At 66.2% G+C, this 13,027-nt stretch carries 11 protein-coding genes; 8 read left to right on the forward strand and 3 right to left on the reverse strand.

Annotated elements, in window-relative coordinates; all coding sequences use genetic code 11:
- Positions 1-32: 32 nt before the first annotated feature.
- Together NYR97_RS06530 and NYR97_RS06535 are read right to left on the reverse strand one after the other, a co-directional pair.
- Positions 33-1,232 (reverse strand): MFS transporter, encoded by a 1,200-nt coding sequence (locus NYR97_RS06530; RefSeq protein WP_316697168.1) that lies wholly within the window; start codon positions 1,230-1,232, stop codon positions 33-35.
- Positions 1,233-1,551: 319 nt separating this feature from the next.
- On the reverse strand, positions 1,552-2,445 hold the full coding sequence (locus NYR97_RS06535; protein WP_316697169.1) for a LysR family transcriptional regulator: 894 nt from the start codon (positions 2,443-2,445) through the stop codon (positions 1,552-1,554).
- A gap of 705 nt (positions 2,446-3,150) precedes the next feature.
- Here NYR97_RS06535 and NYR97_RS06540 point away from each other — a divergent pair.
- The 8 genes from NYR97_RS06540 (at position 3,151) to NYR97_RS06575 (ending at position 9,763) form a co-directional block, all read left to right on the forward strand.
- Positions 3,151-4,425 (forward strand): allantoate amidohydrolase, encoded by a 1,275-nt coding sequence (locus tag NYR97_RS06540; protein ID WP_316697170.1) that lies wholly within the window; start codon positions 3,151-3,153, stop codon positions 4,423-4,425.
- Positions 4,415-5,671: a pyridoxal-phosphate-dependent aminotransferase family protein gene (locus NYR97_RS06545; protein ID WP_316697171.1), complete on the forward strand. Its 1,257-nt coding sequence runs from the start codon at positions 4,415-4,417 to the stop codon at positions 5,669-5,671. The genes NYR97_RS06540 and NYR97_RS06545 overlap by 11 nt, the downstream gene beginning before the upstream one ends.
- A complete protein-coding gene (gene puuE / locus NYR97_RS06550) occupies positions 5,668-6,558 on the forward strand; it encodes an allantoinase PuuE (RefSeq protein WP_316697172.1) in 891 nt (296 codons plus the stop codon). Before NYR97_RS06545 ends, puuE begins: the two co-directional genes overlap by 4 nt.
- On the forward strand, positions 6,555-6,950 hold the full coding sequence (gene hpxZ, locus NYR97_RS06555; RefSeq protein ID WP_316697173.1) for an oxalurate catabolism protein HpxZ: 396 nt from the start codon (positions 6,555-6,557) through the stop codon (positions 6,948-6,950). Before puuE ends, hpxZ begins: the two co-directional genes overlap by 4 nt.
- A complete protein-coding gene (gene uraD / locus NYR97_RS06560; protein ID WP_104592528.1) occupies positions 6,947-7,438 on the forward strand; it encodes a 2-oxo-4-hydroxy-4-carboxy-5-ureidoimidazoline decarboxylase in 492 nt (163 codons plus the stop codon). Before hpxZ ends, uraD begins: the two co-directional genes overlap by 4 nt.
- Positions 7,435-8,856 (forward strand): FAD-dependent urate hydroxylase HpyO, encoded by a 1,422-nt coding sequence (gene hpyO, locus NYR97_RS06565; protein WP_316697174.1) that lies wholly within the window; start codon positions 7,435-7,437, stop codon positions 8,854-8,856. Before uraD ends, hpyO begins: the two co-directional genes overlap by 4 nt.
- Entirely contained in the window at positions 8,826-9,185 is a 360-nt protein-coding gene (uraH, locus tag NYR97_RS06570; protein ID WP_316697175.1) for a hydroxyisourate hydrolase, read from the forward strand. The genes hpyO and uraH overlap by 31 nt, the downstream gene beginning before the upstream one ends.
- A gap of 104 nt (positions 9,186-9,289) precedes the next feature.
- A complete protein-coding gene (locus NYR97_RS06575) occupies positions 9,290-9,763 on the forward strand; it encodes a YehS family protein (protein WP_023902212.1) in 474 nt (157 codons plus the stop codon).
- Positions 9,764-10,824: 1,061 nt separating this feature from the next.
- On the opposite strand, the gene NYR97_RS06580 is transcribed toward NYR97_RS06575, so the two are convergent.
- A complete protein-coding gene (locus tag NYR97_RS06580; RefSeq protein WP_316697177.1) occupies positions 10,825-12,942 on the reverse strand; it encodes a methyl-accepting chemotaxis protein in 2,118 nt (705 codons plus the stop codon).
- Positions 12,943-13,027: the final 85 nt, after the last annotated feature.

Raw genomic sequence — 13,027 nt, forward strand, 5'->3', positions numbered from 1 at the left:
CGCTGCGCGCTGCATCGTGCAATCGCCAGCACTCACGGCTGCAAACGATCGCCACGCCCTGCAACCAGTGACGCTGCCAGCAGCAACACGCTGGCACCGACGAAGGTGGCGCCGATCGACACATGATCCAGCAGCACGCCGCCTGCAGCACCACCCAGCATGATGGAAAGCTGGATCGCGGCCACCATCAGGCCACCACCGCTTTCCGGCGCATCCTTGATGCAGCGGCTCAGCCAGGTGGACCACGCCACCGGCATCGCCGCATTGAGCGTGCCCCAGGCGATCATCGCAATTGCCACAGCCCACACCATATGGCCGGCGAGCAGCATGCACATGGTCGCCACGCCCAGCGCGACCGGCAGTACCGTGAGCAGGGTGAACAAGCGCTTGGGCACCAGCGCGGTAGCGGCATAGGTCCCGACGAACCCGGCCAGACCCAGGCCAAGCAGCAACAACGACAGTTGCGAGACGTCGACCTGCGCAATGGTTTCCAGAAACGGGCGGAAATAGGTGAACGCAGAGAACGCACCGGAAAACCCGAGCATCACCGCCAGCATGGCGCGCGCAACATAACGACGCTTCAACAAGGTGACGATACCGCTCAGCGAGGTGGCGCCTTGCGCTGGCATCGACGGCAGGCTGCGCCACTGCCAGACGATGGTGAGCGCAACCAGCGGCAGCATGCCCCAGAACACCCCACGCCAGCCGATGCTGGCGCCCAGATAGCTGCCCAACGGCGCGGCAAATGCGGCAGCGACCGCGTTACCGATAAATATGATGCCCAAGGCCTTGGGCACCGCATGCTCGGGTACGATGCGCATCACCGTGGCGGTGGACAGCGCCCAGAAACCCCCGATGGTGATGCCGAGCAGCGCACGCGCGACCATCAACATGCCGAAGCTGTGCGCGTTGGCGATCAACAACAGCGACACCAACATCACCGTGGTCAGCGTGAGCAGCACATGGCGCCGGTTGAAGCGCCACGACAGCGGTGCGATCAGCAAGCTGGCGACCACGGCGAACAGGCCGGAGATCGAAATCGCCTGCCCGGCCATGCCAGCGCTTGCGTGCAGATCCGCAGCGATCGGCGTGAGCAGGCTCACCGGCATGAATTCGGAGGCGATCAACAACGCAACGCACAGCGACATCGAGCCCACTGCGCTCCAGGTCTGACGTGTTGCTGCGGGTGCGGCGCGGGATGGTGTGTCTGTGGCGAGCGAACTGGCTGGCATGTGGGGGCCTTGCGCGAAGAGTGGATGCGGTAAGAACGCCACGCCGCAAGCGCGCGATGTCGCGCCGCTCGAGAGCGAACCTGGCGTTCGAGAGGGATGCGCTGAAGACAGCGATGCGACGCATCGACATGCCACTGCAGCGACGCACGACGGGCGCAATGCAGCAACGGATGCTGCGGCTCGGGCGTGCGCGTGTCTGGATGTGCTGCAGCTTACGCAGGCAGCGGGTGGCGATAAAGATGGCTGATCCGCACGGGCTTATGAAGCCCGCTCATCAACGGCACGTTTGCGTCGAACGCCTATCCAAGCCGCGCATCCATCAGCCTTTGTAGCGCAACGCATCGACCACCAGGTTGAACGCCGGCGACGAATGCCGGCGACTGGGATAGAACGCGTGCAAGCCCGGCCAGGTCGGCGACCAATCCTTCATCACCCAGCGCAGGCGCCCTGCCTTGATATGCGGGCGCGCCAGATCTTCCTGCACGAACGCAATGCCGAAGCCATCCACCGCCGCGTCCAATGCTTCGTAGGTGCCGTTGAAGGTCAGCTGGCCATCCACGCGCACGATGACTTCGCGGCCGTCTTTTTCCAGTTCCCAGGCGTAGATGCCGCCGGCGGTTTTCATGCGCAGATTGATGCAGCTGTGCGCGGTGAGATCCTGTGGCGTCCTGGGGATGGGCCGACGCGCAAGATAGGACGGTGCCGCGACGATCGCCATGCGCATGTCCGGCGCGATGCGCGCGGCGATCATGTCTTTTTCCACCTGATCGCCCAGGCGCACGCCCAGGTCGTAACGGTCGGCCACGATGTCGGTCAGACCGTTGTCGACCACGATCTCGACCTTGATGTCCGGGTATTGACGCAGCAGCCTGGACAACTTGGGCCACAGGATCGCGCGCGCGGCGTAGTCGGTGGCGGTGATGCGCACAGTGCCTGCCGGCGTGTCGCGCATTTCGCTGAGCGCAGACAGCGCCTCTTCGATTTCTGCAAAGCGCGGCGCCACCGTCTGGATCAGGCGCTCGCCGGCTTCGGTCGGCGCCACGCTGCGCGTGGTGCGGGTCAGTAAGCGCAGCCCGAGGCTGGCTTCCAGCCCACGAATGGTGTGACTCAGCGCCGATTGTGAGACACCCAACTTGGCTGCAGCACGCGTGAAGCTGCCCTCGCGAACGATGGCGATCAGCGCCAGCAGGTCCTTGAAGCCGTCGCGGGCCATTAGTGAATCCGATTCATGGAATGTAGGCGACTGTAGCAGCCGTTCGGATGCGAGGCGGCGGCGCTTCTGCCTCTTTTCCTTCGGGGCACCAATGCACGCGGCTTGCGCAGCAATGGCGCGCGTGCGTTGGTGCGCCCGCGCCGCAAGCGAGGGCCGGGCCGGGCGCGGATTGGGGATTGGGATTGGGGTGACGGTACGTAGCGAAGCAAGCGATGCGTCACGTCTGAAGGCGCGTGGCGACGCGTTTGTCATTGCAAGGACTGACAGCTCTCTGCGGCGCACCCTCATCCCCCCTTCGGCACCTTCTTCCGTCAGGAGAGGTGATACCAAAGCCCCTCTCCTGCGGGAGAGGGGTTGGGGTGAGGGTACGGCCGCCCAGCATTCTCGACGCTGCCGTACCCTCATCCGCCCCTTCGGGCACCTTCTCCCGATGGAAGAAACAAAACGCGGCCGCCACCGCCCGTCGCATTTTTTGCAACGCGTGACCCTAAAAAAACCGCTTTGGGGTGACGGGGGCGGTTCGTATAGTCGATTCGACGGCTGCCGCCCGCCGCGCACGCCCGATCGCCACGGCTGCGCAGAGCAATAAATCGCTCAACGTCGCCTCGCCCACTTCCCCACCGCCTGCGGAGGCTTTATGCATCAGCACCTGTCGCATCCCAGGCCACGCAGCACCTCTGGGGCAACACGCTTGCACCGCGCCGCATGTTGAGCGCTCCGATCACCGCAGCAACCGACCATTGCTCCGGCGCACGCGCGGTGGCGCGCTGCGATGCACTGGGCGTCGCACCGTACAGCGACACTCCCGGCGGCCTGTTCCGCGCCTGGCTCAGCCCGGCGCATCGCGCGGCCAGCGCGCAGGTGAGCGAATGGATGCGCCAGGCCGGCATGCAGGTGCGACTGGACGCGGCGGCCAATCTGATCGGCCGCTACGACGGCGCACATGCAGATGCACCGGCACTGCTGATCGGCAGCCATCTGGACAGCGTGCGCGATGCCGGCCGCTACGACGGCCCGCTCGGCATCCTGCTCGGCATCGAATGCGTGGCCGCGCTGCATGCACAGGGTCGGCGCCTACCTTTTGCGATCGAAGTCATCGCCTTCGGCGACGAAGAAGGTTCGCGTTTCCCGGCATCGATGTTCTGCAGCCGCGCAGTGGCAGGCACACTCGATCCGGCCACACTGGCCGTGGTGGATGCCGACGGCGTCGAGGTGGCCGCGGCACTGACCAACTGGGGCCTGGATATCGCAGCGATCGGCCACGCCGCACGCGCCCCGGGCAGCGTGCTGGCCTATCTGGAAACCCATATCGAACAAGGCCCGGTGCTGGAAGCCGAAGGCCTGCCGGTCGGCATCGTCACCGCCATCGCCGCGCAACGACGCTTCGCCCTGCGCTTCGACGGCCGCGCCGGCCATGCCGGCACCACCACGATGGGCTTGCGCCTCGACGCGTTGAGCGCAGCGGCCGACGCACTCCTGGCGATCGAGCGCATCGCCCGCGCCGGCAGCGACGATCTGGTCGCCACCGTCGGCAAACTGCAGGTCGCGCCCGGCGCCACCAACGTGGTGCCGGGCCGGGTGGACTGCACGCTGGACGTGCGCGCAGGCGACGATGCCAGCCGCGATGCGGCCGTGCTACAGATCGAACACGCACTCGCAGAGATCAGCAAGGAACGCGGCATCGGCATCGCCATCGACCCGTTGCAGACCCTCGCCGCCAGCCCCTGCGCACCAGCGTTGATCGCGCGCCTGCAATACGCAGTCGCCGAGCAAGGCATCGCGCCGCGCCAACTGGTCTCCGGTGCCGGCCACGATGCGATGGTGATGGCCGCGCTGTGCCCTACCGCGATGCTGTTCGTGCGCTGCGCCGGCGGCATCAGCCATCATCCGGACGAACACGTCGCACCGGCCGATGCCGAGGTTGCCCTGGCGGTCATGCGCCACTTCATCGAACACCTGGGAGATCCCCTTGTCACCTGATCTGCGTCACCTGCACAACTTCGGCGAACTCGATCCCCCGCAGCGGCTGTTGATGGGTCCGGGCCCGGTCAATGCGCATCCGCGCGTGCTGCGCGCGATGGCGGCCGATCTGCTCGGCCAGTTCGACCCGGAAATGACCACCTACATGAACGAGGTGATGGCGCTGTACCGGCCGCTGTTCGGCACCGAGAATCGCTGGACGTTTCTGGTCGATGGCACTGCGCGCGCCGGTATCGAAGCTGCCTTGGTCTCGCTGGTCACCCCGGGCGACCGCGTGCTGGTCATCAACTTCGGGCGCTTCGGCTTGCTGCTCACCGAAATCCTGGGCCGGCTCGGCGCCGAGGTGCACACGGTGGATGCGCCCTGGGGCGAAGTGGTGCCGCTGAGCGCGATTGCCGAAGCGATCGAGCGCGTGGCACCCAAGCTGGTCGCCACCGTGCACGGCGACACTTCCACCACCATGGCGCAGCCGCTCGATGGCCTCGGTGCGTTGTGCCGGGCGGCCGGTGCGCTGAGTTACGTGGATGCCACCGCCACCATCGGCGGGATGGAGATCGCCAGCGCCCGCTGGGACGTGGACGTGGTGACCGGCGGCCTGCAGAAATGCCTGGGCGGGCCATCCGGCTCGGCACCGATCACCGTGTCCGAACGTGCGGCCAAAGCAATCTTCGCACGCCGCCATGTCGAACGCGGCATCGTGCGCGCCGACATCGCCAACGGCAGTGGGCCGCGCATCGCTTCGAATTATTTCGACCTGGCCATGATCATGGATTACTGGTCCGACAAACGCCTCAACCACCACACCGAAGCCACCACCATGCTCTACGGCGCACGCGAATGCGCGCGTGTGGCCCTGCAGGAAGGATTGGATGCACGCTTCGCCCGCCATGCTGCGGCCGGGCGTGCGGTGAGCGCCGGCATCCGCGCATTGGGGCTGGAGGTGTTCGGTGACGATGCGTACCGCATGAGCAATGTCACCGGCGTGGTGATTCCGCCAGGTATCGACAGCGATGCGGTGCGGCGGCGCATGCGCGAGGATTTCGAGATCGAGATCGGCACCGCGTTCGGGCCGTTGCAGGGCAGGATCTGGCGCATCGGCGCGATGGGCTACAACGCGATGAAGCACAAGGTTTTGATTACCTTGGCCGCGCTGGAAGCCGTGCTGCGCGCCGAAGGTTACGCGTGCACGCCAGGGCTGGCGGTGGAAGCCGCACTGGCGGCCTGGCATGCGGAGCCGCATGCATGAGCGCAGCGCGCAACCTGATCGGCTATGGCGCCACCCCGCCTGCGGCGCAGTGGCCCGGTGGCGCACGCATCGCGGTGCAGTTCGTCATCAACTACGAAGAGGGCGCGGAAAACTGCGTGCTCAACGGCGATGCCGGCTCGGAAGCGTTCCTGTCGGAAATGGTCGGCACGCAAGCGCAACCCGGCGCGCGCGCCATGGCGATGGAAAGCCTGTACGAATACGGCAGCCGCGCCGGCTTCTGGCGGCTGCATCGGCTGTTCACCGCGCGCAACGTGCCGGTGACCGTGTTCGGCGTGGCGCAGGCATTGGCCTCCAATCCTGAAGCAGTGGCCGCGATGCAGGCGGCGGACTGGGAAATCGCCAGCCACGGCCTGCGCTGGATCGATTATCAGCACGTGGATGAGGCCACCGAACGGGCGCATATCGCCGAGGCCATCGCCTTGCATACCCGCGTCACCGGCAGCCGTCCGCTGGGCTGGTATCAGGGTCGCACCAGCCCCAACACTGCGCGGCTGGTGGCAGAAGAAGGCGGCTTTGTCTACGACGCCGACAGCTACGCAGACGATGTGCCGTATTACGACCGTCGACATGGCCGTGCGCAGTTGATCGTGCCGTACACGCTGGACGCCAACGACATGAAGTTCGTCGCCTACAACGGCTTTGCCGATGGCGAGCCGTTCTTCCGCTATCTGCGCGACAGCTTCGAGCAACTGCGCAGCGAAGGCGGGCGCATGCTCTCAGTCGGCCTGCACGGACGCATCGTCGGCAAACCGGCGCGCGCGGCCGCACTGGCGCGCTTTGTCGATCACGTGCTGGCCAGCGGCGATGCGTGGGTGGCGCGCCGCATCGACATCGCACGCCACTGGCTGCAGGCAAACCCGGCATGAGCATCCACGCCTCCGATATCGATCTGCCCGAGGTGATCGCGCAAGTGACTGCCGCCTTCCATGCCTACGAGGATGCCTTGATGGGCGACGACATCGCCGCGATGGACGCGCTGTTTCACGCCGCGCCAAGCACGGTGCGCTATGGCGTGGGCGAAGTGCTGTACGGCATCGAGGCGATCCGCGCGTTTCGCATTGGCCGCGGCGGTTCGCCGCAGCGCCAGCTCGCGCATGTGCAAGTGCACGGCTTTGGCCACGATTTCGCCACCACGCATGCGGAATTCATCCGCGACGGCAGCAGCGCGCGTGGCCGCCAGAGCCAGAGCTGGGTGCGCTTTGCCGATGGCTGGAAAGTGGTGGCCGCGCATGTCTCCCTGCAAGGCACGCACGCATGAGCGTGGTCGATGCCAACGCGCTGGACAATGCCGCCTTCGTGGCGCGCTACCGCGAGTTGTTCGAGCACTCGCCGTGGGTGGTGGAACGCGCCGCACAACGGCGCCCGTTCGACGATGTACATCGCGGGCTGATGCAGGTGGTGCTGGAGGCATCGCAGGTAGATCAGATCGCCTTGATCCGCGCGCACCCGGAGCTGGCCGGCAAGGCGGCCATTGACCGCACACTCACCGCCGCCTCGGCCGCCGAACAGGCCTCGGCCGGGCTGGATCGGCTCAGCGAAGCCGAGTTCAAGCGCTTCCATGCGCTCAATCAGGCGTATCGCCATCGTTTCGGATTTCCATTCGTGATCTGCGTGCGGCTGCACGACAAGGCCGGCATTCTTGCCGCGCTGGAACGGCGACTGGACGCATCGCGCAGCGAAGAAATTTCCACCGCCCTCGCCGAGATCGGCAAGATCGTTCACCTGCGCCTGGAGGCACTGCCATGAGCCTGGCCCAACTCGAACGCGAGCTCCACCACGATCTGCAACGCCTGGCCCACGGCGGCGACGCATGGACGCAGCCGCGCGTGCATCCGGCCGGGCATGTCTATGACGTGGTGATTATCGGCGCCGGCCAGAGCGGCCTGGGCGCGGCGTTCGCGCTGCAACGCGAGCGCGTGCACAACGTGCTGATCATCGACGAGAACGCCGCCGGGCAGGAGGGCCCGTGGGTGACCTACGCACGCATGCAGACCTTGCGCACGCCCAAGCAGATCACCTCGATCGACCTGGGCGTGCCATCGCTGACCTTCCGCGCCTGGTGGGAGGCCCAGCACGGCACCGCCGGCTGGGACGCGCTGGACAAGATTCCACGCGGCAGCTGGATGGATTATCTGCGTTGGTACCGCGCCGTGCTGCGCCTGCCGGTGCGCAACGCCACGCAACTGGCACGGGTGGAACCGGACGTGGCGCCAGGCATCCACCGCCTGCATCTGGCGATGGGCGCGCCGCTGCTGACACGCAAGCTGATCCTGGCCACCGGCATCCAGGGCGGCGGGCAATGGATGGTGCCGGAGTGGATCAGCCGCGCGCTGCCCGCGCAGCGCTATGCGCATACCTCCGGCCATATCGATTTCGCCGCACTGGCCGGCAAGCGCGTGGGCATCCTGGGCGGCGGCGCCTCTGCATTCGACAACGCCTGTTTCGCGCTGGATCAAGGCGTCGCCACTGCCGACGTGTTCGTGCGCCGCAGCGAATTGCCGCGCATCAATCCGTTCCGCCACATGGAGCAGGCCGGCATCATTCCGCGCTTTTTGACACTGCCGGATGCGGACAAGTACCGCATGATGGCCAGCTTCTTCGCGCACAACCAGCCGCCGACCAACGACACCTTTCAACGCGCCTGCGCGCATGCCGGCTTTGCGCTGCATCTGGGCGCGCCGTGGCTGGAGGTCGCCGAGCGCGATGGTGAGGTGGTGGTGCGCACGCCGCAGGGCGAACATCGCTTCGATTTTCTGGCCGTGGCCACCGGCCTGGTCACCGACCCGCAGCTGCGCCCGGAACTGGCCGCGCTGTCCGGGCGCATCGCCTGCTGGGCCGACCGCTACCAGCCGCCACCGGGCCAGGCCAATGCGGTACTGGATGCGCACCCCTACCTGGGGCCGGGCTTCGAACTGCTCCCACGCACGCCCGAGGATGCTGCGCTGCTGCACGGGCTGTTCGCCTTCAACTATTCGGCGCTGATCAACCACGGCCCCTCGGCGGCGGCATTGTCCGGGCTCAAGGTCGCGTTGCCGCGGCTGGCCCGTGCGGTGGCCGATCAGCTGTTCCTGGACGACCACCAGGCCATCGTCGACAGCTACCTGGCCTACGACCAGCCCGAATTCGTCGGCCAATGGCCGCAACCGACCCAGGCGGTGGCATGAGCACGCTGTCCACCCATGTGCTGGATACGGCCACGGGCCGCCCCGCCGCCGGCATCGCCTTGCGCCTGTTCGCCGGCGAGACGCTGCGCTTCGAGGGTGTCACCAACGTCGATGGACGCTGCCCCGAGCTCGGCGGGCTTACGCTGCAATCCGGCCGTTATCGGCTGGAATTCGAGGTGGCCGCCTACTGGCACGCGGCCGGCACTGCGCTGAGCGACCCGCCTTTTCTGGAGCAGGTGCCGATTGCCTTCGGCCTCACCGGCGAGGGTCACTACCACGTGCCGTTACTGCTCTCGCCGTACGGGTATTCCACCTATCGCGGCAGCTGAGCGACTTCAGGTCCGCAATGGGTCGGATCGGGCATATGCCGCGTTCCGCATCGGCCCCGTAGAATGACGCCTTTCCGGCGACAGGCCGGGGCCCCGGAATTGTCATGATCCACAACGATGTACTGCGCAGCATCCGTTACATGCTCGACCTCAGCGACGACAAGGTGGTGGAAATCACTCACCTGGCCGACCCGGAGTTCGCGCTCGACAAGGCGCAGTTGCAGGCCTGGCTGAAGAAGGAAGACGAGCCCGGCTTCGAACCCTGCCCCGACGCGATGATGGCGCGCTTTCTCGATGGCCTGGTGCTGCGCTTCCGCGGCCGCGACGAGAGTCAGCCGGTGCGCCCGCTGGAAACCAAGGTCGGCAACAACCTGGTGTTGAAGAAACTGCGGGTGGCGTTCGAGCTGAAGGACGTGGACATGCACGCCATTTTCGCCAGCGCCGGATTCCCGCTGTCCAAGCCGGAACTCTCCGCCCTGTTCCGCCAGCCCGGCCACAAGAATTTCCGCCCCTGCCTGGACCAGTTGCTGCGCGCCTTCCTCAAGGGCCTGACCGCCCGGATGCGCGAAGCGGGTTGATGTCTGGGTGACTGACCTGTTGTGTGTCACGAGCAACGCGTGGCAAGTGCAACTTGGGCGTGGCCTGCTGGGCGACGCCCGGCAGGCCATTCATGATGTCGTACAGGCGCAGTGTCGGAAATCCTTCAAAAACGTCTGAGTGCGGAACAGCCGACCTTGTTTCCTGGCTCTTATCCCGCTGTCATCGCACCTGGTTGGACAGCGCGGATAGATCAGTTGCACAGCGGCTGATCTGCGGTTTGGCTGCAGGGTCCTTGCCCGCCCACCATCGCGGGACACGCCGCAAGTACGTCCGTGTAGGCTCTTACGCGGCATCCATGCCGCGTAAGGTCCCGCGACGGTGGGCGGGCAAGGACCAGTCGAGATGGTCGGTGTGCAGGGTTGCAAGCACTGCATTACGTGCTTCTGATTTGCTAGCTATCGTGTAGTTCTGCGACCCGCACCGGCAAGCCCACGCAACTTGCGAGACGCTCAGCTTTTTACCCGGCGACCGACTAACTCTCTGGCGCGGTGCCCTCGCCGATTGCGGGACCGTGTGGCGGCATGGATGCCGCCACCGAGCCCCCAGGGACGGGTTTACGGCGTGTCCCGCGAGCGGTGAGGGCACTGTGCCCTCGACGCTGCGACTTGGCTGCAGGGCCCTTGCCCGCCCACCATCGCAGGACACGCCGTGAATCCGTCCATGGAGGCTCTTACGCGGCATCCATGCCGCGTAAGGTCCCGCGACGGTGGGCGGGCAAGGACCAGTCGAGTTGGTTGGTTTGCATGGAAGAGCAGTGCTGGATGCGCCTTGTTCGACCATGAAGCGTCGGCTCAATATCTGATGCACACCGCAATGCAGACAGCTTTTCGAACGAGCGCCGACCAACTGTCTGGTGCGGTGTCCTCGCCGATTGCGGGACCGTGTGGCGGCATGGATGCCGCCACCGAGCCTCCAGGGACGGATTTACGGCGTGTCCCGCGAGCGGTGAGGGCATCGCGCCCTCGACCAGCTAGGCTGTTGACCTAGCTGTTGACTGCATCTTGGCGTGTGCCGGGCATCTCTACTCGTACGTCCTGTGTCACGCCGCAGCCGCCAGGCGCGGCCGGCGCGCATCCAGGCGGAACACCGACACCGCCTCGCTCAGTTCCACCGCCTGCTCTTCCATCGCACGTGCTGCCGCAGAAGCTTCTTCCACCAGCGCGGCATTGCGCTGGGTGGTTTCGTCCATGTCATTCACGGTGCGGGCGACCTGCTCGATGCCGGACGACTGTTCGCGCGACGCCGCAGAAATTTCCGCGATCAACGTGGTCACCTGCTGCACCGATTGCACGATCTGCTGCATCGTCTGCCCGGCCTGATCCACGCGTGCGCTGCCGCGCTCTACGCTGGCCACCGAGGCATCGATCAATTGCTTGACCTCCTTGGCCGCGCCGGCCGAACGCTGCGCCAGCGCGCGCACTTCCGAGGCGACTACCGCAAAGCCGCGGCCCTGTTCACCGGCACGTGCGGCTTCTACCGCAGCGTTCAAGGCCAGGATATTGGTCTGGAACGCGATGCCGTCGATGACGCTGATGATCTCGGCAATCTTCTTGGACGAGACCTCGATCTCGCCCATCGTGTCGACCACGCTGGCCACCATCTCGCCACCGCGGTCGGCGATCTCGGCGGCGGCCTGTGCACCGCGGCTGGCCTGCTGCGCGGTGTCCGAATTCTGCCGCACGGTGGAGGTGAGTTCTTCCATCGAGGCGGCGGTTTCTTCCAGATTGGCGGCCTGCTGCTCGGTGCGCTGCGCAAGATCGTTGTTGCCGGCGGCGATCTCTGCCGACGCGGTGCGAATGGTCTGCGCGGCCACGGTGATGTCGCCGACGATATCAGTCAAACGTTGCACGGTGGCGTTGGCATCGTCGCGCATGCGCGCGAACACGCCTTGCTGGTTGCCGTGCATGCGCGCGGTCAGGTCGCCATCGGCGATCGCCTTGAGCAGCTGCGACAGCTCGGCCAGATTCTGGTCCACGCTCTGCATCAGGCCGTTGACGCCGCTGACCATGGCGCGGAATTCGAACTGGTAGGCCTCGGCGTTGCCGCGCGTGGCGAAGTCGCCGGCCGCAGCCGCGTTGACCAGGCCACGGATTTCGCCGTTGATCGCCGCCAGGTTGCGCTTGGTGGTGTCCATCGCATCGGTGATCTGCGCTTTCTCGCCCGGCAGGCGCGGCATGTCCACCGACATGTCGCCCACCGCGTAATGCTGCATCACCTGCAGCATGTCGCCGATCAGACCGACCTGCGCGCCGATCAAGCCATTGGTGTCGTCGACCATGCGGCCGTACGCGCCAGGGAAGGCTTGCGCGTCCATGCGGTAACTCATCTGCCCGGCTTCGTGGCGCTGCGCCATGTCGGCCTGCGCGGTGGAGACATCGCTGAGCGTGTTGACCACCTGGCCCATGGCCTGACCAAGCAGACCGATTTCATCGCGATTGCTGACCGCCGCACGCGCCGATAGATCGCCGGCTGCCACCTGGCGTGCCGCACGTGCGACGCTTTCGATCGGGCGCACGATCGAGCGACGGATCCACCAGCCCAGCACTGCCACCAGGCACAGCGCCGCAACGATCGTGGCCACCGCCGACAGCACCAGCTTGTGCTGCGCCGATTGCGAACCCGCCAGCACCGCGGCATCGGCCAGGGTCTTGCTGCGCGTCACCAGCGCTTCCAGCGCCTGGCTGGGCGCGCGGTCCTGGCCCTTGACCAGCCGGTCGCCCACCTGGGTGTCGTAGCCGGCCTCGGCGAACTTGCCCAGCGCCGCTTCGTAGTTGCGCTGCAAACCCAGATGCGCCTTGGCAAAGTCCTGTGCCAGCGAGCGCGCCTGCGGGTCCCGGGTGGCCTTGGCCAGCGCCTCGGTGCTTGCCTGCACCTTCCTGCCCTGCTCGCGGAAAGCGCTCAGGTGCTTGTCCAGCTGCGCCGGATCGCGCCCGCGGATCAGCACGTTCTTCCACTCCTGCACCTGCAGGCGGAAATCGCGGGTGATCTCTTCGCTGCTGGAGGCCTGCGCCACTTCTGGCGGCACCTTGCCCGACAAGCTCAACCACGCCGTCCCCAAGCCACCAAGCGCACACAGCAAGATGACCGCCAACCCCAGCGCGAGCGCGCCGAGCAGTTTGCTTTGCAGGCTGACGAATTTCGGGGTGGCAGCAGACATGGTGAATCCAGACAAGGGGATTACACCGGTTATCGACGTCCCTGCCCGGGCCTGAAGCAAGCTCGGCCTTTAAAACAGCCAGGCA

Origin of the sequence: Xanthomonas hydrangeae (assembly GCF_032697525.1) — a bacterium.
Taxonomy (GTDB): domain Bacteria; phylum Pseudomonadota; class Gammaproteobacteria; order Xanthomonadales; family Xanthomonadaceae; genus Xanthomonas; species Xanthomonas hydrangeae.

Excerpts from the sequence above, each read along its gene's own strand:
- NYR97_RS06530 (WP_316697168.1), bottom strand. The coding sequence starts at position 1,232 with ATGCCAGCCAGTTCGCTCGCCACAGACACACCATCCCGCGCCGCACCC.
- NYR97_RS06535 (WP_316697169.1), bottom strand. The coding sequence starts at position 2,445 with ATGGCCCGCGACGGCTTCAAGGACCTGCTGGCGCTGATCGCCATCGTT.
- NYR97_RS06540 (WP_316697170.1), top strand. The coding sequence starts at position 3,151 with ATGTTGAGCGCTCCGATCACCGCAGCAACCGACCATTGCTCCGGCGCA.
- puuE (WP_316697172.1), top strand. The coding sequence starts at position 5,668 with ATGAGCGCAGCGCGCAACCTGATCGGCTATGGCGCCACCCCGCCTGCG.
- hpxZ (WP_316697173.1), top strand. The coding sequence starts at position 6,555 with ATGAGCATCCACGCCTCCGATATCGATCTGCCCGAGGTGATCGCGCAA.
- uraD (WP_104592528.1), top strand. The coding sequence starts at position 6,947 with ATGAGCGTGGTCGATGCCAACGCGCTGGACAATGCCGCCTTCGTGGCG.
- hpyO (WP_316697174.1), top strand. The coding sequence starts at position 7,435 with ATGAGCCTGGCCCAACTCGAACGCGAGCTCCACCACGATCTGCAACGC.
- uraH (WP_316697175.1), top strand. The coding sequence starts at position 8,826 with ATGGCCGCAACCGACCCAGGCGGTGGCATGAGCACGCTGTCCACCCAT.
- NYR97_RS06575 (WP_023902212.1), top strand. The coding sequence starts at position 9,290 with ATGATCCACAACGATGTACTGCGCAGCATCCGTTACATGCTCGACCTC.
- NYR97_RS06580 (WP_316697177.1), bottom strand. The coding sequence starts at position 12,942 with ATGTCTGCTGCCACCCCGAAATTCGTCAGCCTGCAAAGCAAACTGCTC.